The organism is Plesiomonas shigelloides (assembly GCF_900087055.1).
Lineage (GTDB): Bacteria > Pseudomonadota > Gammaproteobacteria > Enterobacterales > CAMTGL01 > Plesiomonas > Plesiomonas shigelloides.
This window is the reverse complement of the sequence record NZ_LT575468.1, coordinates 1,728,906-1,748,802: the sequence shown is the minus strand read 5'-3', so window position 1 is coordinate 1,748,802 and position 19,897 is coordinate 1,728,906. Positions and strand designations below refer to the sequence as shown.

The following is a 19,897-nucleotide window of genomic DNA, read 5'->3' as shown; positions in this document are numbered from 1 at the left end:
ATTATTACAGTGATGCGTGATACCGGTTTATACAAAGAGAGGGAGCTAGGCTCCCTCTTTGTTTTTGGCTGATTAGCATGGCAAAAATGCGGATAGTGCTAAGATCTCAGACACATAGCGATAATTAGCGTCCACCGAGTGCGCGCGCCGTCTGCAATGCTTGGGTTACTGCTTCGCGATTAAGTCGTGGCCGGCCTTCATCTAACAGTTGCTGCCACAGTGCTGCGGCTTCTCGATAGCGTCCGTTGAGGAAGTGATCTGAGGCGAGCAGCATCAGTGCCGTGACTTCACCTGGGTCTTGCGTCAGCGCCTGTGCGAGCTCTCGCTTAACGGCGGCGCTCATTTGCTGTCCATCGCGGTAATACATCACGGTAGCCCGCGCCGCTAAGGTTGCTGCACTGGTTTCTCCTTCAAGTTGAGCTAAGCGCTCGTAGGCCCACAACGATTCGTCGAAGCGGTTTTGATACAGCAGCCACTGCGCCAATTCGGCCCACGCCTCTTTATCGCGCGGGTCTTGATTGATGCGCTCATGTAATCGCACTCCCGCAGCACTGCGCAGTGCTGCGCCATCAAGATGCTGTAACGGATCGGGATTGGCTTGCCAGTTACGCCACGCATCCCAATGCCCCAATCGCTGATAGCCGGAGCCGACACCGAGCATAGCCGATGCGACCACCACGACGACTAACAGCACGGAAAGTGATGATGAGCTGTTTGATGTCGCAGGTGTCTTTGCCGTTTGTTTAGACAAATGCGTAGCCGATGGCGGTAGCGATTTACGCTTGCGGCGATAAAAGAGCCGTATAGCGGCGATCAGTAGCAACAGCGGTGGGGTGCCCCATAACAGTAAGGTGCTGGTTTTCAGGGGCGGACGATAAGTCACGAAATCGCCATAGCGGGCAATAAGGTTACGGCGGATCTCATCATCACTGTCACCGGCCGCCACGCGCCGAAAAACTTCGAGCCGCAGATCGCGTGCTAGCACCGAATTGGATTCCAGCAAATTTTGATTTTGACATGATGGGCAGCGCAAACTGGCGGCCAACTGATTGGCGCGTTCAGCTTGCTCCGGTGAGGCAAAGCGAATTTCGAGCTCTTTGGGAGTGTGAGAGAGTTCTGATGATTGAGGTTTTTCTACCGATGTTGAAGTTGACGGTATTTCCGAAATCATCCGATTAGGTGACGTTGTCACGTATTTGCTTGGTGCAGCCAGAGCGCTGTTAACACTGAAACTGTTGTTAACGAAAGCGTTAGCACAGAGAACGATCAGAAGTAGCTGGCGTGGCTTCACTGCGCAGTATCCTTTGTTCGGTTTGCGGATAAGTGCGGCAAAAATTGTGTTTGCCAGATTTCAGATGTGAGTGGTCCCACATAGCGTGCTAAGACCTCACCATGTGAGCCGATCAGCCAGCTTTCCGGCGTGCCGATAACGCCAAGTGTTAACGCAGCTTGACCTTGTTGGTCATCAATAACACGAGAATAGGGATCGCCTACGCTGTGTAGCCATCCTTTTGCAGCGTCAGGCGTGTCACGGTAGTTTAATCCGATAATGGGGAGCTGACCGCTGAGTGTTTGCAGCAGTGCATGCTCTTTACGGCAATTGGTGCACCAACTGGCCCAGACATTGAGCAAAAAAGGTTGTCCGAGCAGGGTATCGGTCGTGAGCGATTCGCCGTTGAGTGTGGTTAACGTCAACGGGGGTAGAGTGCCGATTGAGGTCTGCTTGGTCACTGGTGAACTCGCAGGGTAAAGCGCCCATAGCAGTAACAGTAAAAACAGACCGCCGGCCAGTAGCGGAAGCCAGCGTTTTATTCCGGACATACGGCCTCCTCATTGCATTCGTCGGCTGTTTTACGACGACGCAGGGGGAGTAGCCCTGCGATAGTCAGCAATATTCCACCCAGCCATAACCAACGACTTCCCGGTTTGTGCGCTACCCGTAAGGCGATTTGCTGTGCGCGCTTTTCCCCAGGCACGGCATATAAATCCCCGCTGCCAAGCGGCAAAATACCGGTTTCATTCATTTGCATCGCACGCACGCTGTAATGGCGTCGTTCAGGATAGAGATTCCCTAATACTTTGCCGTTTTGCAGCGCAGTGAGATGGTAGCGTTCCGCAGTGAAATTAGGGCCAAGCTCGGGCGTAATGGCATCTAAACGCAGCTCATATTGGCCGACTGATACGCTTTGCCCAATACTCAGCAGCGCACCTCGTTCATGGCTATATCCGGCCAATTGGCTGGCGCCTAAGACGGTAATGGCTAAGGCCAGATGCGCTAAATGTCCGCGCTTTAATTTGTCGAACCAGAGTGCTTGTAGGGTAGTCAGTATTAACCAGACCGCCATTAGCGAGCCAATAAACGCCGTAAGCGTGTGCCAATGAGGCGTGCCGTTGATCCAAAATACTAGCGGCAAAGCGAGTAATAACCACAGCCAAGCCCGAATTGGCGGTAAGCCGGAAGCGTTGCGAATGGCCGGAAAAACGATGAGGGCTAACAAACATAAAAATACTAACGGCACAAACAGCAAATTAAAGTAAGGTGCACCGACAGAGAGCGCACCTGAACCACTTAACGCATAAAAAAGCGGATAAAAGGTACCGAGCATCACCACTACCGCAGCGATAACGGGCAAAAGTACAGCGATACGTAACCCGTTTTCACGTCCGGATGAGTGTGAATGTAATAGCTGAGGCGTGATGGGGTCACTGGTGGTCAAAAATGGGCTACGCCAGCCATAGATTAGCAGTGCAGCGAGAGTGCTCAGGCCTAGAATCAGCAGCAGTGCATTATTGCGGCCACTTTCTGCACTGAAGGCGTGTACTGAGCCCATAATTCCTGCGCGTACAATAAAGGTTCCCAGCAAGCTCATGAGAAAAGTCACCAGCGCCAATAAGATCAATGTGTGGCGCAAGCTTCCATTACGCATAAAGGCCAGTTGTGCATGCAATAAAGCGGTACCGAGTAGCCACGGCAGTAATGAGGCGTTTTCTATGGGGTCCCAGAACCACCAGCCGCCCCAGCCTAGCTCGTGGTATGCCCACCACGCACCTAAAGCGATTCCCGCGGTGAGCCAGCCCCACGCGGTGCGTGTCAGTGGTCGCCATACTTTAACTAACTGTGCATCTAAGCGTTGTTCCCACAGCGCGGTGATCCCCAGAGCGAAGCTGGCCGCAAATCCCACATAACCAAGATAGAGCAGCGGCGGGTGTAAAATGAGCGCGATATCTTGCAACATCGGGTTGAGATCGCGACCTTCAAAAGGGGGCGGAAACACGCGCGTGAAAGGGTTGCTTTCAGCCAGCAAAAACAGGCTAATCAGCATAATCAGCCAGCCCATAATGCTTTGCGCACGCATTTTCGTGACCACCGGCTGCGCAATAAACCACAACCGCAGATTCCACAGAGTTAGTGCAAATAAGAAGAACAGCAGTGAGCCTTCATGCCCACCCCAGACTGCCGCCAACTTGAACGGCCAAGGCAAGCGGCTATTGCTGTGTTGTGCCACATAGCGCAACGTAAAATCATCGTTGAGAAAACTGTATGCCAGCAGTAGAAGGCTAGTGGCGGTCAATAATACCAGCAGCAGACTCAGTGCTGGGGCGAGGCGTACTGCGCCGCTTCGGGCGGGTAGCCAAGGTAATAGCCCACTCCAGAGCGCTAAAATAGGGATTAACAGCAAACAGATGAGAGCCAATTCAGGCAGCATTTAGCGGCTCCGCAATAGAGATATTCAAGCAGGACGGGAGTGCTGCGCACTCCCGAATACAGATCCACCAATGAGGTAACAGATGCATTTTGTTCGGCTACGCTTTGTTAGGCGACAGTCATTTGGCCGGCGTACAAAATGAAGTAGCGCAGAAGCAAAATACCGGTCAGGCTACAGCAGCAGATCAGTAGCAGTTTTGTCAGCCTTTTCCCCGGAAGTAACCGCCCCAATATGAGTGGGGTGAGTAAGCCCAGACCGACTACGCCGAACCAGAACACGTTAGACCAAAAACCGCTGCCGATGGCACTGGTCATGGCAATCACTTTTTGTCCGTCACCGAACCACAGACCGGTGAAAAAGCAGAGCAGGAGCAATGCTTCAGTCAAGATAAGCGGCGTTTCAAAGCGGTGTAGGAAATGAATTCCATGATCATCTGCTGGGGTTTTAAATAAGCTAGTGGCGAGCACAATGCAGCTGGCGATTCCCGAGCTTAAACCGGAAACCAGAAAGAGCACTGGCAGAACCGGATTATTCAGCATGGGGTAACTTTTCAGCGCCGAGAGTAAAAATCCAGTGTAAGCACCGAGCAAAACTGCCAGTAACAGGAGTAATGGTTCAGTGACTTTCTCGGTACGCGGTAGTGCACGCAAAAGCGTATCGAGTATATTCAACCGCTCGCCGAGCCAATGTTGGCGCAGGGTGCTCAGTTCGCGCGCAAAAACACCGCCAAGCCAGACGAACAGCACGGCCATATAAATCTGAAACAGCATTACCCCCATCGACATCACAGAGTTGAACTGATAGTTGAACATCAGTTTCCAGAACGTCCACGGACGTGTCAGGTGAAATATCAGGATCAGCAATCCTAAAATAACCGCGCCAGGCCCGAGCAGAGCTGCCGCTTTGATGATGCCATGCGTGGATGCTTGCTCACCCAGTGATTTACGCTTGAGTAAGACGGCGAAGGTCACGCTTCCGGCAGAGATCCCCAGCAAGAACAGATAAATGGCAATTGGCCAGTCCCACACCAGTGAAGGAAAGTGAAACGGATCTACAGGTAGCGTCATGACTGAATCTCCCCGCTGTGTTTGCCGTTTACAAAACCGGCCGGTATACCATCACGTCCGATATTTAGCTCCTCGCCGCTACCTGGCGCAGGAACGCGGTACATCTTGGGTTCAGTACCCAGATGCGCTTTCGAACGGTAAGTCGGTAGTTGCTGTAATTTTTGGTTAATAGCGCTTTTCGGATCGTCCAAATCACCGAAGGTGAGGGCGTGCGTTGGGCAGCTTTGTACACAAGCGGGCAGCTGACCTCGCGCCAGATTGGTATGACGACAAAAATCACACTTGTCGGCCACTTTAGTTTGCGGGTTGATAAAGCGCACGCGATACGGGCAGGCTGCGATACAGTACTGGCAGCCGACACACAGATCGGCATTGACATCAACAATGCCGGTTTTCAGATCTACATGGGATGCGCCGGTCGGGCAGACCAACACGCAAGGTGCGTTATCACAGTGCTGACATGAGTGACGGTAAAAGTGATAACGCGCGTCGGGAAACTCACCAATTGGGCCTTTGCGGACAATCTGTAAGCGCGAAACGCCCTCGGGTACATGGTTGGTTTCACGACAGGCGTCCATACAGGCGGTGCAGCCGATACAGGCCGTTTCGTCATGCAACATCCCCAACTGACGCCCATCGTCAGCGACCGTGGTGGACAGCGTGTAGGCCGGGCCAGTCATCATGATCACCGCACCTGTACTGACTCCGGTTAAAAAACGGCGGCGGGAGCAGCTCATGGAGACTCCTTAACGCCAGATACTGACGCGGCTTTTTCTGCATGCTGCTGGCTGTGGCAGTTGACACACAGCCCGATACGAGCCTTATCGCTGATCCCCATCATTGGTTCGGTTGCCGTATGCAACTGATGACAGTTAGTGCAGGCCGTTTTGGTGACATGCACATCGTGCGCCCAGAAGGTTTTACGCAGATTGTCAGGCTCGTGGCAGCTCAGGCAGACACCGTTGCGTTGATCCAGTGGCATGTTTTCATCGGTAAACACCATCACATCGTTAACGCCTTCACGATGGTGAGGTGATGGATTGCCGTGACAGTTGGTGCAAGTCACCGGCCCTAGATTGTTGGGATTAACCACAGAGGCATGTTTACCATGCATCTGTTCACTCTCTTTTTTATGGCACTGCGTACAGGCATAGTTCGGATCGCGTTGGGGCTGCACTAATGCGGGTGTTGTTGCGGGTGTTGTGGCGGTTATATTTGGCATGGCAACGTCTTGCGCCTGCACAAAAGAGACGGGCACGTACGACAGCAGCACGCCCGTAAGCAGGGAAAGCGCTAATAGACAGGGCTTTAGCAGTTTCATCATGATCTCCTCATCCTTGTGGGCTCTGCGTAGCAGAGCCCATCATTCCTGACTTATTGACTCAGACGGCCAGCATCTTTGGCCTCTTTTTCCCAGGCCGGAACGGTCGTTTTCAGGAATTGCTGTTTGTCACTGATGAATTGCTTCATATCCATGCCCAGCGCAGCTTGTGCTTTCTCTTTGGTGCTGATGTCCGGTAACGGAATTTCACCGGTAATGCCTTTAGTGGCCAGTAAGCGTGCCAGTTTAGTGCGCGCATCTGCCGCCAAGTTCAGCGCATCGCCTAGCGTTTTCAGCGCAATATCCGGCGCATGCATGTGTACGCCGTGTGAGGCGATGGCGTAATCCCAGCGCCACTGTGCTTGACGGATGTCTTGCAAAATTGGCTGCATTTGCTCTTCGGTGGCACCGGCATCCCAAGCGGCTTTGGCTTCGAAGTGTGTATGCACCAGTTGCTGCTCGACTTTCAGTTTCAGAGTATTGATAGCTTCTTTACGTTCTTTCACTACGCCTTGCAGCATCTCTTTGCTTTGGGTGTGGCAGTTGGCACAGGTCTGATCGAAGCGGTCAAATGGGTTACCCACTTTATGATCGGTATACAGTTTGCCGTCTTGACCTTGAACTTTAGGCATGTGGCAATCTACACAACCGACGTTGTTTTTACCGTGAATACCGGCTTGCCAAGTTTCATATTCAGGATGCTGGGCTTTTAGCATCGGTGTTTTTGATAAGCCATGAACCCAATCTTTAAAACCGAGCTCATCGTAGTATTCCGCCATGGCATCGGCTGATGTGCCGTTATCCCAAGGGAATTTGACGGCTTTGTTATCGCCGGAGAAATAATATTCTACGTGGCATTGTCCGCACACTTGAGCTTGCTGATCGAAGCGACCTTGCTTGGCAAACGGCATGTGGATGGCATCCATCGCGCGGCTAGCATAAGGGCGGGAAAGGTGCAGTGCCGGTTTTCCATCTTTGAATTCTTGGCTGTCTGTCGCGTGGCAATCGGCACAGCCAATGCTATTAACGATTTCAGGGCCGCCTTTGGCCCACATTCCCTTGAAGTAGGCATCTTCACCTTCGCTTTCAATCATCCGAGCAACATCAGGGCTTTTACAGCTCCAGCATGCCATCGGTAATGGGCCATCTTCTGCGGTTTTTGGCGCACCGGTACGCAGTGTGTCACGCACATCGGTTAATGCGTAATAGTGGCCACGTGGTTTGTTGTAATCTTTGGCAAAAGGGTAACCGGCCCACAAAATCACCATATTGGGATCTTCTGCTAACGCATCTGCGCGTTCGCTGCTTTGTTGGGTTTGGGTCCAGCTTTGGTATTGTGGCTGATGTGCGTCGGCAAACTTGTCATTGCGGGCTTCGACTTGTGCCAAGGCCGAGCTACAAAGGAGAGTTCCGGTAAGAAAAAGGGCGAGGCCCGTTGTTATTGATGTTGTATTTAGTTTCACGATCATCACTCCCTGAAGTAAGTCCAACGTCGTAACAGGACCTCGTCATTGTTATGGGTGGGCTGTTGATAGGCTCAAAAAAAACAGACCTAATGCTTCAGTGTTGAATGATAGAGATCGGTTTTATAACTGTAATAATTGTTTACGTCTTGTTTGTTCTCGATCAATTGGCCGAGCCGTCAGGTTACGTGATTGAGATGTGGCTAACATTAATACAATTTTTTCATGAGGTTAGAGGTCAGACATAACTGTGACGGACATCAATTCAGCAACCTGTTTTTCACGTGGTTAATTTTTACGTGGCTATGTGGCTATATAGATAGATTGGTCGCTTGGGGGAAAAGAATTACGAGCAGGTGTCCGAGGGATAAAAAAACCGGAGCTAAGCCCCGGTTAGAGATAATAGCCATTATTGCAGCGAAGAATGGCGGCTAAGGCAATATCATGGATAAATACGCTCTGACTTATTTGCTATCCGTGACGCGCGGTGAAGGACGTAAGCGACCAACCGGTTTGCGCAAGGTTTGTGACAAAATAACGCCGCATAAGGTAATTAATCCGCCCACGACATGATAATGCTCCAGCTTTTCCCCGAGCAGACTCATGGCGATCATGGCCGTAAAGACCGGCAAGAAGTTCATAAAAATAGCGGTCTTACTCGCACCCAAAAAGCGTACTGATTGCAGCCACAGGTAGGGGGCCAGTACTGACGCCGGGATCCCCGCGTACAAAATCAGTGGCAGTGTTGCCGAATTGATTGGTGCATTGGCCGCCGACAGAAAGTTAGGCAGCAGCATGACGATACCGAACAAAATCTGCACGTATACCGATTGCCAAGTGGAAAAGGGCAGTTGCCACTTTTTCAGTAGCACGCCATACAGCGCATAAGCAAATGAGCCGGCGAGTAGCAGCAATTCACCATCACCAATTCCCTGATGCAACAAACTGGCAATATCGCCGGCGCTGACCAAATATAAAATCCCGCCTAAGGAGAGCAGAGTACCCACGATGATGCCGGCAGTTGGCGTTTCGCCCAGCAGGAAGATACTGATCAGCACGGTCATCAACGGAATCAGGGAAGTAATGATGCCAATGTTCATGGCACTGACCGTTAAGCCTGCGTAGTAACCGAGAGTTTGGTTAATTGCCATACCGAGCAGTGCCAATATCGCAAACTTTACTAAGTAAGGGCGGTAACTGCGGCGGTTACGCCACACCGTCATTGCCATAAATGGCGTGAGCACCAAACCGGCAACGAGCCAGCGGTAGAAAGCAATAGCGGCGGGGTCAATGGCGGTGGCGGCCATCTTATTGACAATAGCGTTGCCGGCCCAGATCAGCACAGTTAGCAGGGGCAGAAGGTAGTACATAAAACCATCATTAGCACACGAAAAGGAATGAGGTGTCAGTGTACTCGTTTTGCGTCTCATTTGCGATTCGCATCACAAAATATTGGGGAGTCATTTTAGGGAGCTATTGGAATGCGGCAGAGATAAAAAAACAGGGCATAAGGCCCTGTTTGTAGAAACTAGAAACCAAACATCTTATAGAAGCCGAACATCAAGCCACTGGTGATGACGAATGGGATGATTTCCCACAGCAGCTGGCGAAAAATCGAGTAATCCGGAATCGACAACGTATTGCGAATTTCTGCTCGTGAGCGAGAGGTTACACCTTTGATCTGATCTTCCATCAACTGATCTTCAATTTGTTCGCCGGTTTTGAACAAACGAGAAGACAGTTTAGCCCCAGAGTTTTTCACCGCGCTACCGATAAAAATCATGATGTAGACAGCAAAGAAATAGAGTGAGTTCGTGCTGGTGAGTGAGCCCAGATCCGGTACTGGCGAGTTGTTCCAGAAAAAGCTTAGAAAATCGGTTTTGCCGTAAACAAAGATATAAAGCTGCTTGTATGGGTCGGCCAAAAAAGCAGCCGCCATGCTGCCATTATCAATATGCAGACTCAAAAACTTCAGGATTGAAACCAATGTGCTCAACATACCGGTGATGAGCAAAACCCAACCAATCAAACGCTTGCAGACAGCCAGAACGACCGCATTCTTATAATTCACGCGCAAATTCTCCCGGAGATAGTGTGTAACTGTATTCGTACATCTAAATTTTTACGTCTTGATATAGCGTAGCAGAGACCACGCATATCCAAAATATCTGAGCCTGAATCAGGCTTATCTTTGCTTATTTAGGATGCCCATCTTCTTTGGTCAGTGTACCGGTTTCCAGTACCGGTGCGACATCGAGATGTTCAGCGTTCATCAAGGCAGAGATCCGCTGCACACTGGCAAGCAGCATGTTTTGTTCCCACTCCGGCAGAGCCTGAAAGCGCGCCACAAAATTCTCCTGCAGCGCCGTAGGTGCTTTGAGCAGTAAGGATTTTCCGGCCTCGGTTAATTCGGCATGTTGGCGACGCTTATCCAGCAGGCTGCGCACCCGGATTACCAATTGCCGTGATTCTAACCGGTCTAAAATCGTGCTCGCCGTGGCTTGGCTGATATTGGTTTGTTCAGCCAGCACTTTCAACGACACATCCCCATGCCGGTCAATGGCTTGCATCAGCATTAGCTGGGGCGTTGTCAGTCCGACGGCTTTGTTTAATTGCTTTGACTTCAAATCAATAGCGCGAATGATTTGCCGGATTGAAACCATCACCTCGTCATGTTTTTCCAATTTACTCTTTCCAAATCATAGTGTTGTACTTGGTCTCTATGGTGATTCTCTGTTGTATTTATTAAAAACAACTTTGACCTCAAAGTATTTTATGTGTAGGGTTTTGCCACCTTGTACATGTAGAGAGGTCACATGCAACAGACATTTACTATCAAAGAGATCACCGAAAACCTGCAAATTGCACGCATGCGTTACCAGCTGCCGGATACGTCAGCGTATATCCGTTATCAACCTGAGCTTTCCTGCGATAACACCAATATTTCCGTACAAAGCGGAATGATGCTGCCGCATGAAAGTTGTGAACCTGCCGGCATCTTCAAACTGGCTGAGTTGGTCAACGAACTGAACTTTGCCTATCTGCTGGTTCACATTTTTCCGGATACCGACAGTATGAACTATTTTGTCGCCGGATTTGATACTGGATTGTCGCAGTTAGACTTTATTGGTGGCAGTTTCGACAATCATCGCTTCTGGCTCACCAGTGGGGTCAGCAATCTCGGTGTGCCGGTCGTGGTGTTTTATGGTCAGCGTAATGCGGTGAATGGCCAGCCATCTGTGACGCTGGTGGATCATCGCGAGAACCCGGCTGGGCAGGTGGCATGGCGTGCTATCCGCGGCGCGGGTGAGCATGTTGGTGAAGAGTTTTTTGTCTAAGGGAGGGCTGAGATGCTGAGAGCTAAATCCGGTCTATTTCGTGGACTTAATCCAACCATGGCTGTTACGGCACTTACCGTGCTGTCAGTCTTCTTATTGTTTGGCGTGTTTGCGCCGGACTTATCCGCCCAGTGGTTTCAGGGCGCAAAAAATAACATTATCAGCAGCTTTAAGTGGTACTACATTCTGGTGGTATCGCTGTTTCTGTGCTTCGCACTGTATTTGATGTTTTGCCGTTATGGCGATTTACGCCTCGGCGATGATGACCAAAAGCCTGAGTTCAGCTACATGGCATGGTTTGCCATGCTGTTTAGTGCAGGGATGGGGATTGGCCTGATCTTCTGGAGCATTGCCGAGCCGGTATTTCATCTGCAAGGTAACCCATTTATCACCGAAGGTGGTACGCCGGAAGCGGCCAAGGTCGCCATGCGCATTACCTGGTTCCATTGGGGATTACACCCGTGGGCGATCTATTCCATCGTTGGTTTGTCGTTGAGCTTTTTCTGTTATCGCAAAAAACTGCCGTTGGCCATTCGCTCAGTATTGTATCCGCTGTTGGGCGACAAAATTTATGGCTTCTGGGGACATCTGGTTGATGTGCTGGCCGTATTTGGCACCGTATTTGGCGTCGCCACGTCATTGGGGCTGGGCGTAGCGCAGATGAACACCGGTCTTAACGAAGTCTTCGGCATGAGTGTCTCACTGCAAAATCAGTTGATTTTGATTGGTGTGATATCGGCCATCGCAACGCTTTCTGCGGTATCAGGGGTAGGTAAAGGGGTCAAACTACTGAGTGAGTTTAACCTTGGCCTGAGTGCGCTGATGTTAATCTTCTTTTTGTTTGCCGGCCCAACAATCTACATCATGAATTCGTTTGTGCAGGGAATCGGGGATTATCTGCAAAATATCATTCGCCTGAGTTTCTGGACAAACGCCGAAGCCAATGGCGCTTCGAACTGGCAAAGTTCATGGACCGCCTTCTACTGGGGATGGTGGATTGCTTGGGCGCCGTTTGTCGGGATCTTTATCGCGCGCATCTCTAAAGGCCGTACCGTACGGGAGTTCGTGTTGGGCGTCTTGCTGGTTCCGACGTTATTGGGGCTGTTTTGGATGTGTGTATTTGGCAGCACCGCCTTGCATATTCAGCTCTTTGAAGGCGGCGATCTGATTGGCGCGGTGAATCAGGATATTACCTCGGCGTTGTATCGCACCATTGATTTAGGCGTGCATGTACCAGCGTTGGCCACCGTTGCTAAACTGGCCATGACATTGCTGATCGCCACCTACTTTATTACATCGTCAGATAGCGGCACCTTGGTGGTGACCACCTTATTGTCCGTTGGCGATCAGGAGCCACCTAAAATCCATCGCGCCATCTGGGGCATGGGTGGGGGATTGGTCGCGGCCATCTTACTGCTGTCTGGTGGGTTAGAAGCGTTGCAAGCGGCGTCTATTTTGGCGGCGTTACCGTTCTCGGTGATCATGCTCTTTATGTGTGCGGCGTTACTTAAGGGCTTACGAGAAGAACGTCACCATCTCAAACACGATCGCCTACGCTTGCAAGCGCAAGATTGCTCGCCACATCTCAACCTCATGGAGCGTATTGGTCCGGGGAATTGAGCGGATACAAGTACGTTAAAAGAGAAAGAACCTTACGAGAGAACACTTAATTTGCGGTGTTCTCTGACTAGAACAAACTAAAGCAAAGCGGTAAATCTCCAACAACCAAGCTCTAATTCGTTTCAGTATCCTGTTTCTTATCAACAAACCTCTTTCATTATGAGACAAATAAACACTTAAATTAAGTCATCATCCAATTATTTAACCTAAGCCGCTCCGCGCATCAGCGGAAAATGAAACTGCACACTCTCATCACGCGCCAGATATAAAGCTCAACAAGATAAGCCAACAGCGGGTTAACTGTGGGATAATCAGATGGTTAACTCACTCGGTTAGGGTAGAGTACGAACAATGTCTTGCTCGATTTCCTTCTACGGTATCGTTTGAAAGGGAAAGGCGCGCTGAGCGAATCAAGGAGAGAAACATGATCACATTGTCACCGCTGGTGATAGTGCTGGCGGCTGTATCGGCATTAACGCTGCTTCTGTTGATACTGAATCACAAAAATGCACAGCGCCAAGCAGAGCAGGCGGAAGCGGAGTGGGAAAAGGAGCGTCTTTACCTTGAGCGCCAATTTGCTCAGCAGTATGATGAGTTACAACGTCACTTAAATGAGAAGGCTCAAGCCCTGCAGCTTAGTGAACAGCAATGCCGTCAAGCCGAGCAAGAGCTGGTACGTCAACAAACCTTACGTGAGTCTGCGCAGCAACATCTGCAAGATGTGAAGCAGTTGCTGTTGGATAAAGAGCACGCTCTGAGTGTACTGAACGAAAACTACACCTACTTACTCAGTGAGCATACGGAACTCAAAGCGGTATTAACCGAAAAACAGCACGTATTAGAGCAGCAAAAACGGGATCTGGAACAAAGCCGTCAGCAGCTGAAAACGGAGTTTCACTATCTTGCTAATCAGATTTTGGATGAGAAAAATCAGGTCTTTAATCAGCAAAGTCAGGTTTCGATAGCCCGTTTACTGCAACCATTTCGTGAGCAAATTGAAGGTTTTCAGCGCCGGGTTAATGAAGTCCATGCAGAATCACTCAAAGGCAATGTGGTGCTGGAGTCTGAGATCCGTAAAGTGCTTGATATCGGCATGAAGATGTCTGAAGAAGCATCCATGCTTGCTGGCGCCTTGAAAGGGGATAAAAAACTGGCCGGTAACTGGGGCGAGGCACAGTTAGAGCAGACGCTGCAATTGGCAGGGCTGCTGCGAGATGAACATTATCAGGCGCAGGCCGTATTCAAAAGTGCCGATGGCTCAACCTATTACCCTGATTTTGTGATCAATTTACCGGATGGCAAACATCTGATTATTGATAGCAAAGTCTCACTGATTGACTACAGTCAGGCCGTGGCCGCCACCGATGATGCTAGCCGTCTGCAAGCATTGCAGGATCACGTTAAAGCGGTGAGAAATCATATCGATAATTTGGCCAGTAAGGATTACAGCAATCTGTGCGGCATTAATAGCCCGGGCTTTGTGCTGATGTTTATGCCGGTAGAGCCGGCGTATATCGCTGCGTTGCAATATGGTCGTGATTTGTTCAACTACGGCTACGAGAAAAAAGTGATTCTCGTGTCGCATACTACCTTAATGCCGGTACTACGTACGGTTTCTAATTTGTGGATGATTGAACGCAGCAACAGCGAAGCGCAGGAGATCACGGCGCGTGCCGGAGAGATTTACAACCAAGTGTGTGTCGTCGCCGAAAACTTACAGCGCCTAGGCAACACACTGACAGCCGCCAGCAACCATTATAATAAAACGGTGACAGCATTAGCTGGTCGACAGGGCTTACATGGCAAAGTTGAGCGTTTCCAGCGTTTGTCTTCCAATATCACTCGCAGCATGCCGGTGTTAGAGCCGTTAAATGCCGATTTTGAACAAGAACGCTTGGCGATGATGACAGACTCCGGCGCGGAGTAAACGCAAGGCGTGTTTACTACACGTGATACATGCGTAAATAAAAAAGAGGCGAAAGCCTCTTTTTTATTGTGCTTGATGCAGTGCAATTGAGCGTGAAACTAACACTCACCGCCAATTAATCACAGTGAATCAATCATAATCAGTGCGTAATATAGACGCCACCGCGCAGGCCGCTATGGCTAAACAGCACTTGCCACAGTTGAATATCACGAGCACGGAACGCGCCAGCGCAGGCATTCAAGTAGTAGCGGAACATCCGATAAAAACGAGGGGAGTAGTTGTCTTTGATTGAATCCCATGCGCGGACAAAGTTCTCGTCCCACGCCATCAATGTTTTATCGTAGTCAGCGCCAAAGTTGTGCCAATCTTCCATAATCAGATGGCCTTCCGCTTCGTCGGCAATCTGGCGAATAGATGGTAAGCAGCCGTTCGGGAAGATATATTTACTGATCCACGCATCAGCTTTAACTCCTGAGGTGTTACTGCCGATGCAGTGCAGCAGGAATAAGCCATCTTTTTTCAGGCAGCGATTCACCACATTGAAATAGGTACGGTAGTTTTTCGGCCCCACGTGCTCGAACATCCCAACGGATACAATGCGGTCAAACTCTTCGTTTAGATCGCGATAGTCTTGCAGCATGATTTGTACCGGCAAGCCTTCACACCGTTTTTGCGCCAGTTGCTGCTGCTCTTTAGAGATAGTCACACCAACCACGCTGACGCCATACTCTTTTGCCATGTACGCTGCTAAGCCGCCCCAACCACAGCCAATATCCAGCACTTTCATTCCCGGCTTGAGCTGCAGTTTTTCGCATATCATCTTCAGCTTGGCCACTTGCGCATCGGCCAAGGTATCGGCATCTTTCCAATATGCGCAAGAATATTGCATGTTTGGATCGAGCATGGCGTTAAACAGGTCATTACCCAAATCATAATGCTCTTTGCCGACTTGCCACGCGCGGTGGCGGGTTTGCATATTAAATAGCCGCGCACGCGCAATACGCAAAATATCTTTCAGATGAGAGGGCAGTTGTTGATCAAGTTTTGCGGTCAACACTTTGTCGAAGAAGACGTCTAGCCGGTCGCACTCCCACCAGCCATCCATATAGCTTTCACCTAATCCTAATGAACCTTCTTGCAAGATCCGCATCAGCGTGTCGGGATGCTTAATCCGCATATCAAAAGGACGCGGTCCATTAATCATAATACCGGCTTTATCCAGCAATTCGGTGGCAATCCGGGTCCAGTTATCCGGTTTAATCTCTGCACACTCAAGATCGTCTGTTGATGTAAGACATTCGGTATTTTGCGCTTTCATTACGGGCTTACCCTCTGAATTTAATCCTAAAAATACAACACGCTTTTCTTATTCTTTTACGTGAAAATGACTTCTGGTTTTAAATATGTAACGCAAATACGCGCTAAAGGGAAAAGTAAGATCAGCAGATTATTTATCTGTTTGTAAGCGAATTTTGTGACAATCAAATGATGTTTTGTGGCGCTCAAAACCGGCACCAGTTCAAATAACTCATTTCATTTGTATGACGAATATGATTTGGGAGCCAGTTATACGGGGAATTCGGTTCATATGGCTGAGATATCAGGTGAGTGTGAACGTGGATTTGGCTGTGGGTATTTTATTCAACTTGCTAAGTTTTTCGCCTCTTTATTCGATGTATTCGGTTACATTCATCAGCATTATGAAATGTTTGTTGGGCGCATTTTTTGTCGATATTCAGCTTGGCTAAAAAGAGAAAAGGGCAATAAGAAGGGGCAAATAGACAAAGAGGCACCAAGAAACAGAGAAACAGAGAAACAGAGGACAATAACCAAGGAAAACCGTGCTGGTGATACAAGAACGATGGTGAGACAAAAACAATGTAGCCGCGACAGCTGTATAACGTGATGATACAGCCGTCGCGGCTACCGATTGAAACCTGTTTATCTATGTAGCAGTACCGTTAGCGTTCCGGAAAAACCAAACTCAAACACAGCTTTCCAGCTCAGGGTTCACGATAAAACGCTCAATCAGGTGGGCGATACCGTCTTGATCATTGCTCTTGGTCACGAAGTCAGCGATCGCCTTGATATCCTCAGTGGCATTACCCATCGCAACGCCGAGTCCGGCAAACTCAATCATGTGGCGATCGTTACCGGCGTCACCCACGCAAATCACCTCTGATGCATCTAATCCCAAATAGTCTGCCAGCATGCCAACAGCAATTCCTTTATTACTGGATGGGTTCAAGAACTCCAGGAAATACGGCGCGCTTTGTACGATGGTATAGCGCTGATGCAGGTCAGGGGTTAGCCGCGCGATGGCCGCGGAGAGCACCTCGGGCTCATCGATGAACATCACTTTCAGGATCTCTTCATCGGCAGGGAGCTCGGCAAAGTCCATCTCCAGCAGCGGGATCCCGTTCAGTTTCGCTTCATGTTCGGTGTAATGGTTGCGTTTTGGCGTGATTAATCCTAACCGGCGTGAAAACGCGTGAATATTCACACCTAACTCACGGCTGAGCGTTTGCAGCGCATGTGCATCGCAACCATTTAAAATGCAGCTACGAACCACGTCATGGCTACCGGCTTTTTGAATCAATGAGCCGTTATAGCACAAGACAAAATCGTCATCGGTGTTCAGCCCTAGAGTGTTCAGATACGGCAGCATACCTTCCAGCGGTCGGCCAGAGGCTAGCACTACTTTCACGCCCATTGCCCTGGCTTTCGCAATGGCCTCACGCGTGTTGGGTGAAATCTCACCCTGTGAAGTCAGCAAGGTTCCATCCATATCCAGAGCAAGCAACTTATACATCAGTATTCCTTAGATTTTATCTTCTACAACAGTCATGAATTGGGAAAATAAAAATGCCATTCTGCAACAGAGCAGGAATGGCATTGAGTCGTTACCGTGTGAAAGTTCGCATGCGATTAGCTTTTGACTTTAACACTCTGGCCTTGGAACAAAACAACCTGACCAGATTGGATCTTGCAACGCTTACGGGTTTCAACTTGTCCGTCAACTTTAACCAGACCTTCAGCAATCACAGCTTTTGCTGCCGCGCCGCTTTCGCTCCAGCCCTGAATTTTCAGCAAATCACACAGTTCAACATAAGGGTGGTTTTCAAGATGGAAGATGTCCATGACAATGCCTTTTGCAAAGAAAGCCGTGCGGTATCACGGTCTAAAAAGTTTTTTACAGTTTATCAGCTAACTTGGGCGCAGAGCGAGCGCAATATTGATATTCCCTCTGAGAGTGGTTGTGCTAGTATGCGCACGCTTTTACCGCGGGTAATCTGCGGTATACATTTAACCGAATTTGGAACTCCATGATTACTAACGATGTTTTGCGAAGCCTACGTTACTCACTGCAACTGAGTGCAACTAAAATCCGTAACCTGATGAAAGGTGAAGGATATGAAACCACGGCCGAAACCGTTACCTCATGGCTGTCAAAAGAGGATGAAGCGGATTTTCGCGAGTGTCCTGATGCGGCATTGATGGCATTTTTGGATGGGCTGATTACCCATTTTCGTGGTCCAGCTCCGGAAAGTGCCGCAAAGCCACCAATAAAAGAAGGTTTTTCCAACAATTTAGTGTTGCGTAAAATCCGTATTGCGCTTCAATTAAAGGATGACGACATAATCAATATTCTGTCAGCGGCGCAGCTGCGGATTTCTAAACCAGAGCTCAGTGCATTATTTCGTCAAAAAGATCATAAAAACTACAGGATTTGTGGAGACCAGTTTCTGCGCAATTTTTTAAAAGGCTTAGCTCGGGTAAAACGCCCGAATACCCAAACAGATAAAAAACCAAATCATTGATCCTGTATATGTAAATGGATGGAGTTTGTATGAGCAAAAGGAGCCGCATTTTAGGTCTTGTTTATGCGCTGACATGTTCATTTTTCGTGGCAAGCATAACCCCGGTACACGCATCGGCTAAACCAGCAGAATTAAAATTGGCGTCAGCCAGTGCGCTGGTGGTGGATACGCGAAAGGGCAAAACCCTCTATGCGAAAAACCCCAATAAAGTGGTTCCTATTGCATCAGTGACAAAACTGATGACCGCGTTGGTGGTTCTGGATGCAAAACAAAATCTAAACGAAGTGATTACGGTCGATAAACGGGACCGCGACACACTAAAAAATACCCACTCGCGTATCCGCTTTGGTACGCAAATTACGCGTCACGATGCGTTGCTGCTGGCATTAATGTCATCAGAAAACCGCATGGCGTCTGCCTTAGCGCGTCATTATCCGGGTGGGAAGAGCGCATTTGTTAAAGCGATGAACCGAAAGGCCAAATCGCTGGGAATGAAAAATACGCGTTTCTCTGATTCAACCGGTCTGTCGACACATAACGTATCAACAGCCAACGATCTTGCAAAACTGGTAAAAGCGGCCTATCAAAAACCGCTGATTCGTCAGTTCACGCAGACCGAAAGTCATGAGATGCGATTTAAAAATCCCGCCTATGCGTTGCAATTTGTGAATACCAATCCACTGGTTAGAAATGACAATTGGAACGTGCGCTTAAGTAAAACTGGGTTTACCGATGAAGCAGGGCGCTGTTTGGTTATGCGTGCTCAGCCTGGTGGTAAAAACGATTTGACCATTGTGCTGCTTGACTCTGTGGGTAAACGCACGCCAGTGGGGGATGCTAATCGTATTCGCCAATGGGTGGAAGGCGGCAAGCCGGCAGCCGTGCCATCCGTCGCTCGTCGCTAATGGGTTTCCATTACTGAGCGATGAATAAGTGATTAGCGAGCGTAATGTGAATAATAAAAAACCGCCATGATGGCGGTTTTTTTATGTGCATATAATAAATAGCTAATAGTGGGTTAAGCTTATTTAAGCGCTTGCTTGATAATGGCTTTTTCAGGATGTTGTATGGCATCTTCAATCGAATCACGAGTATTATTCACTCGCTCTTTTGCCGTACGAATATCGTGATTGAGCGCCTGCTTACTGTCTTTAATACGCTCTTGGGTATTATTTAGCGCATCTTTTTTTTCATCCCAACCTACAGCTTTTCCGGCTTGTTCTTTGAGTGCTTTTTCTACAGTACAGTTACCACTTACACCTAGTGTTGCTTCCATTGCTGCGTTGCGTGTTGCTTTTTCCATGGTGCAGTCGCGATTGAGGATGTTGGCATGTGCCGAAGTGCTCAGCAGCAGCGCCAGAGAAAGCCCATATACGCATTTCTGCATCATCATAATTAAATACCTATATTTGGTTAAGCGTTAACGATTCTGATGTTAACGTCATGCATTATCTTATTGAATATCAGTAAAACCTTAACATATATCGAATTGTGCATAACAGCCATCTATAGCGCTATACCTCTAACGTCGAGTTTGTTTACACGTAGATTGTAGAGAGAAAAAACAGGCTGACTTGGAGTATCTATCTGAATATAAAAGTGAATGTTAAGTTAAATTACTTGTTACAAAATA

19 protein-coding genes and 1 pseudogene are annotated in these 19,897 nt (G+C 49.0%); 6 read left to right on the top strand and 14 right to left on the bottom strand.

Features of this window, described 5'->3' with window-relative positions:
- Positions 1-124 precede the first annotated feature (124 nt).
- From NCTC9997_RS07640 to NCTC9997_RS07595, 10 genes and pseudogenes are all read right to left on the bottom strand, one after another.
- Complete coding sequence (locus NCTC9997_RS07640) at positions 125-1,171, bottom strand: cytochrome c-type biogenesis protein (protein ID WP_064977751.1); 1,047 nt, start codon at positions 1,169-1,171, stop codon at positions 125-127.
- Positions 1,172-1,287: 116 nt separating this feature from the next.
- Positions 1,288-1,821, bottom strand: coding sequence for a DsbE family thiol:disulfide interchange protein (locus NCTC9997_RS07635; protein ID WP_064977750.1), 534 nt, complete (start codon positions 1,819-1,821; stop codon positions 1,288-1,290).
- A complete protein-coding gene (locus NCTC9997_RS07630) occupies positions 1,809-3,707 on the bottom strand; it encodes a heme lyase CcmF/NrfE family subunit (RefSeq protein WP_064977749.1) in 1,899 nt (632 codons plus the stop codon). Before NCTC9997_RS07630 ends, NCTC9997_RS07635 begins: the two co-directional genes overlap by 13 nt.
- A 107-nt stretch (positions 3,708-3,814) precedes the next feature.
- Positions 3,815-4,774: a cytochrome c nitrite reductase subunit NrfD gene (gene nrfD, locus NCTC9997_RS07625; protein ID WP_064977748.1), complete on the bottom strand. Its 960-nt coding sequence runs from the start codon at positions 4,772-4,774 to the stop codon at positions 3,815-3,817.
- 89 nt (positions 4,775-4,863) lie between these two features.
- A pseudogene (locus tag NCTC9997_RS07620) lies at positions 4,864-5,457 on the bottom strand (4Fe-4S dicluster domain-containing protein); the annotation flags it as partial.
- Between the two features lie 50 nt (positions 5,458-5,507).
- Positions 5,508-6,095, bottom strand: coding sequence for a cytochrome c nitrite reductase pentaheme subunit (gene nrfB / locus NCTC9997_RS07615; RefSeq protein ID WP_064978467.1), 588 nt, complete (start codon positions 6,093-6,095; stop codon positions 5,508-5,510).
- Positions 6,096-6,148: 53 nt separating this feature from the next.
- Positions 6,149-7,564, bottom strand: coding sequence for an ammonia-forming nitrite reductase cytochrome c552 subunit (nrfA, locus tag NCTC9997_RS07610; RefSeq protein WP_064977746.1), 1,416 nt, complete (start codon positions 7,562-7,564; stop codon positions 6,149-6,151).
- 458 nt (positions 7,565-8,022) lie between these two features.
- A complete protein-coding gene (locus NCTC9997_RS07605; protein WP_064977745.1) occupies positions 8,023-8,928 on the bottom strand; it encodes a DMT family transporter in 906 nt (301 codons plus the stop codon).
- A gap of 158 nt (positions 8,929-9,086) precedes the next feature.
- Positions 9,087-9,629, bottom strand: coding sequence for a YniB family protein (locus tag NCTC9997_RS07600; protein ID WP_010863644.1), 543 nt, complete (start codon positions 9,627-9,629; stop codon positions 9,087-9,089).
- Positions 9,630-9,753: 124 nt separating this feature from the next.
- Complete coding sequence (locus tag NCTC9997_RS07595) at positions 9,754-10,242, bottom strand: MarR family winged helix-turn-helix transcriptional regulator (protein WP_010863643.1); 489 nt, start codon at positions 10,240-10,242, stop codon at positions 9,754-9,756.
- A gap of 132 nt (positions 10,243-10,374) precedes the next feature.
- On the opposite strand from NCTC9997_RS07595, the gene NCTC9997_RS07590 reads away from it, so the two are divergent.
- From NCTC9997_RS07590 to NCTC9997_RS07580, 3 genes are all read left to right on the top strand, one after another.
- The gene (locus NCTC9997_RS07590; protein ID WP_010863642.1) at positions 10,375-10,896 is read left to right on the top strand and encodes a hypothetical protein; all 522 of its coding nucleotides are present in this window, start codon (positions 10,375-10,377) and stop codon (positions 10,894-10,896) included.
- A gap of 12 nt (positions 10,897-10,908) precedes the next feature.
- Complete coding sequence (locus NCTC9997_RS07585; RefSeq protein ID WP_197665182.1) at positions 10,909-12,516, top strand: BCCT family transporter; 1,608 nt, start codon at positions 10,909-10,911, stop codon at positions 12,514-12,516.
- A gap of 424 nt (positions 12,517-12,940) precedes the next feature.
- Entirely contained in the window at positions 12,941-14,443 is a 1,503-nt protein-coding gene (locus NCTC9997_RS07580; protein ID WP_064977744.1) for a DNA recombination protein RmuC, read from the top strand.
- Between the two features lie 139 nt (positions 14,444-14,582).
- Here NCTC9997_RS07580 and cfa read toward each other — a convergent pair whose 3' ends face one another.
- Positions 14,583-15,761, bottom strand: coding sequence for a cyclopropane fatty acyl phospholipid synthase (gene cfa, locus NCTC9997_RS07575; RefSeq protein WP_064977743.1), 1,179 nt, complete (start codon positions 15,759-15,761; stop codon positions 14,583-14,585).
- Between the two features lie 177 nt (positions 15,762-15,938).
- Between cfa and NCTC9997_RS07570 the strand changes: the two genes are divergently transcribed.
- Complete coding sequence (locus tag NCTC9997_RS07570; protein ID WP_064977742.1) at positions 15,939-16,349, top strand: hypothetical protein; 411 nt, start codon at positions 15,939-15,941, stop codon at positions 16,347-16,349.
- Positions 16,350-16,427: 78 nt separating this feature from the next.
- On the opposite strand, the gene yidA is transcribed toward NCTC9997_RS07570, so the two are convergent.
- Both yidA and ybcJ read right to left on the bottom strand, forming a co-directional pair.
- Positions 16,428-17,255 (bottom strand): sugar-phosphatase, encoded by an 828-nt coding sequence (gene yidA / locus NCTC9997_RS07565; RefSeq protein ID WP_010863637.1) that lies wholly within the window; start codon positions 17,253-17,255, stop codon positions 16,428-16,430.
- 116 nt (positions 17,256-17,371) lie between these two features.
- On the bottom strand, positions 17,372-17,584 hold the full coding sequence (ybcJ, locus tag NCTC9997_RS07560; RefSeq protein WP_010863636.1) for a ribosome-associated protein YbcJ: 213 nt from the start codon (positions 17,582-17,584) through the stop codon (positions 17,372-17,374).
- A 185-nt stretch (positions 17,585-17,769) separates the two neighbouring features.
- On the opposite strand from ybcJ, the gene NCTC9997_RS07555 reads away from it, so the two are divergent.
- Together NCTC9997_RS07555 and pbpG are read left to right on the top strand one after the other, a co-directional pair.
- Positions 17,770-18,264: a YehS family protein gene (locus NCTC9997_RS07555; RefSeq protein WP_010863635.1), complete on the top strand. Its 495-nt coding sequence runs from the start codon at positions 17,770-17,772 to the stop codon at positions 18,262-18,264.
- Between the two features lie 29 nt (positions 18,265-18,293).
- On the top strand, positions 18,294-19,169 hold the full coding sequence (gene pbpG / locus NCTC9997_RS07550) for a D-alanyl-D-alanine endopeptidase (protein ID WP_052021589.1): 876 nt from the start codon (positions 18,294-18,296) through the stop codon (positions 19,167-19,169).
- Positions 19,170-19,288: 119 nt separating this feature from the next.
- On the opposite strand, the gene NCTC9997_RS07545 is transcribed toward pbpG, so the two are convergent.
- A complete protein-coding gene (locus NCTC9997_RS07545; RefSeq protein WP_010863633.1) occupies positions 19,289-19,657 on the bottom strand; it encodes a hypothetical protein in 369 nt (122 codons plus the stop codon).
- Positions 19,658-19,897 lie beyond the last annotated feature (240 nt).

Excerpts from the sequence above, each read along its gene's own strand:
- NCTC9997_RS07590 (WP_010863642.1), top strand. The coding sequence starts at position 10,375 with ATGCAACAGACATTTACTATCAAAGAGATCACCGAAAACCTGCAAATT.
- yidA (WP_010863637.1), bottom strand. The coding sequence starts at position 17,255 with ATGTATAAGTTGCTTGCTCTGGATATGGATGGAACCTTGCTGACTTCA.
- NCTC9997_RS07585 (WP_197665182.1), top strand. The coding sequence starts at position 10,909 with ATGCTGAGAGCTAAATCCGGTCTATTTCGTGGACTTAATCCAACCATG.
- NCTC9997_RS07635 (WP_064977750.1), bottom strand. The coding sequence starts at position 1,821 with ATGTCCGGAATAAAACGCTGGCTTCCGCTACTGGCCGGCGGTCTGTTT.
- NCTC9997_RS07630 (WP_064977749.1), bottom strand. The coding sequence starts at position 3,707 with ATGCTGCCTGAATTGGCTCTCATCTGTTTGCTGTTAATCCCTATTTTA.
- NCTC9997_RS07555 (WP_010863635.1), top strand. The coding sequence starts at position 17,770 with ATGATTACTAACGATGTTTTGCGAAGCCTACGTTACTCACTGCAACTG.
- nrfD (WP_064977748.1), bottom strand. The coding sequence starts at position 4,774 with ATGACGCTACCTGTAGATCCGTTTCACTTTCCTTCACTGGTGTGGGAC.
- NCTC9997_RS07580 (WP_064977744.1), top strand. The coding sequence starts at position 12,941 with ATGATCACATTGTCACCGCTGGTGATAGTGCTGGCGGCTGTATCGGCA.
- NCTC9997_RS07640 (WP_064977751.1), bottom strand. The coding sequence starts at position 1,171 with ATGATTTCGGAAATACCGTCAACTTCAACATCGGTAGAAAAACCTCAA.
- NCTC9997_RS07605 (WP_064977745.1), bottom strand. The coding sequence starts at position 8,928 with ATGTACTACCTTCTGCCCCTGCTAACTGTGCTGATCTGGGCCGGCAAC.
- pbpG (WP_052021589.1), top strand. The coding sequence starts at position 18,294 with ATGAGCAAAAGGAGCCGCATTTTAGGTCTTGTTTATGCGCTGACATGT.
- nrfB (WP_064978467.1), bottom strand. The coding sequence starts at position 6,095 with ATGAAACTGCTAAAGCCCTGTCTATTAGCGCTTTCCCTGCTTACGGGC.
- NCTC9997_RS07545 (WP_010863633.1), bottom strand. The coding sequence starts at position 19,657 with ATGATGATGCAGAAATGCGTATATGGGCTTTCTCTGGCGCTGCTGCTG.
- nrfA (WP_064977746.1), bottom strand. The coding sequence starts at position 7,564 with ATGATCGTGAAACTAAATACAACATCAATAACAACGGGCCTCGCCCTT.
- cfa (WP_064977743.1), bottom strand. The coding sequence starts at position 15,761 with ATGAAAGCGCAAAATACCGAATGTCTTACATCAACAGACGATCTTGAG.
- ybcJ (WP_010863636.1), bottom strand. The coding sequence starts at position 17,584 with ATGGACATCTTCCATCTTGAAAACCACCCTTATGTTGAACTGTGTGAT.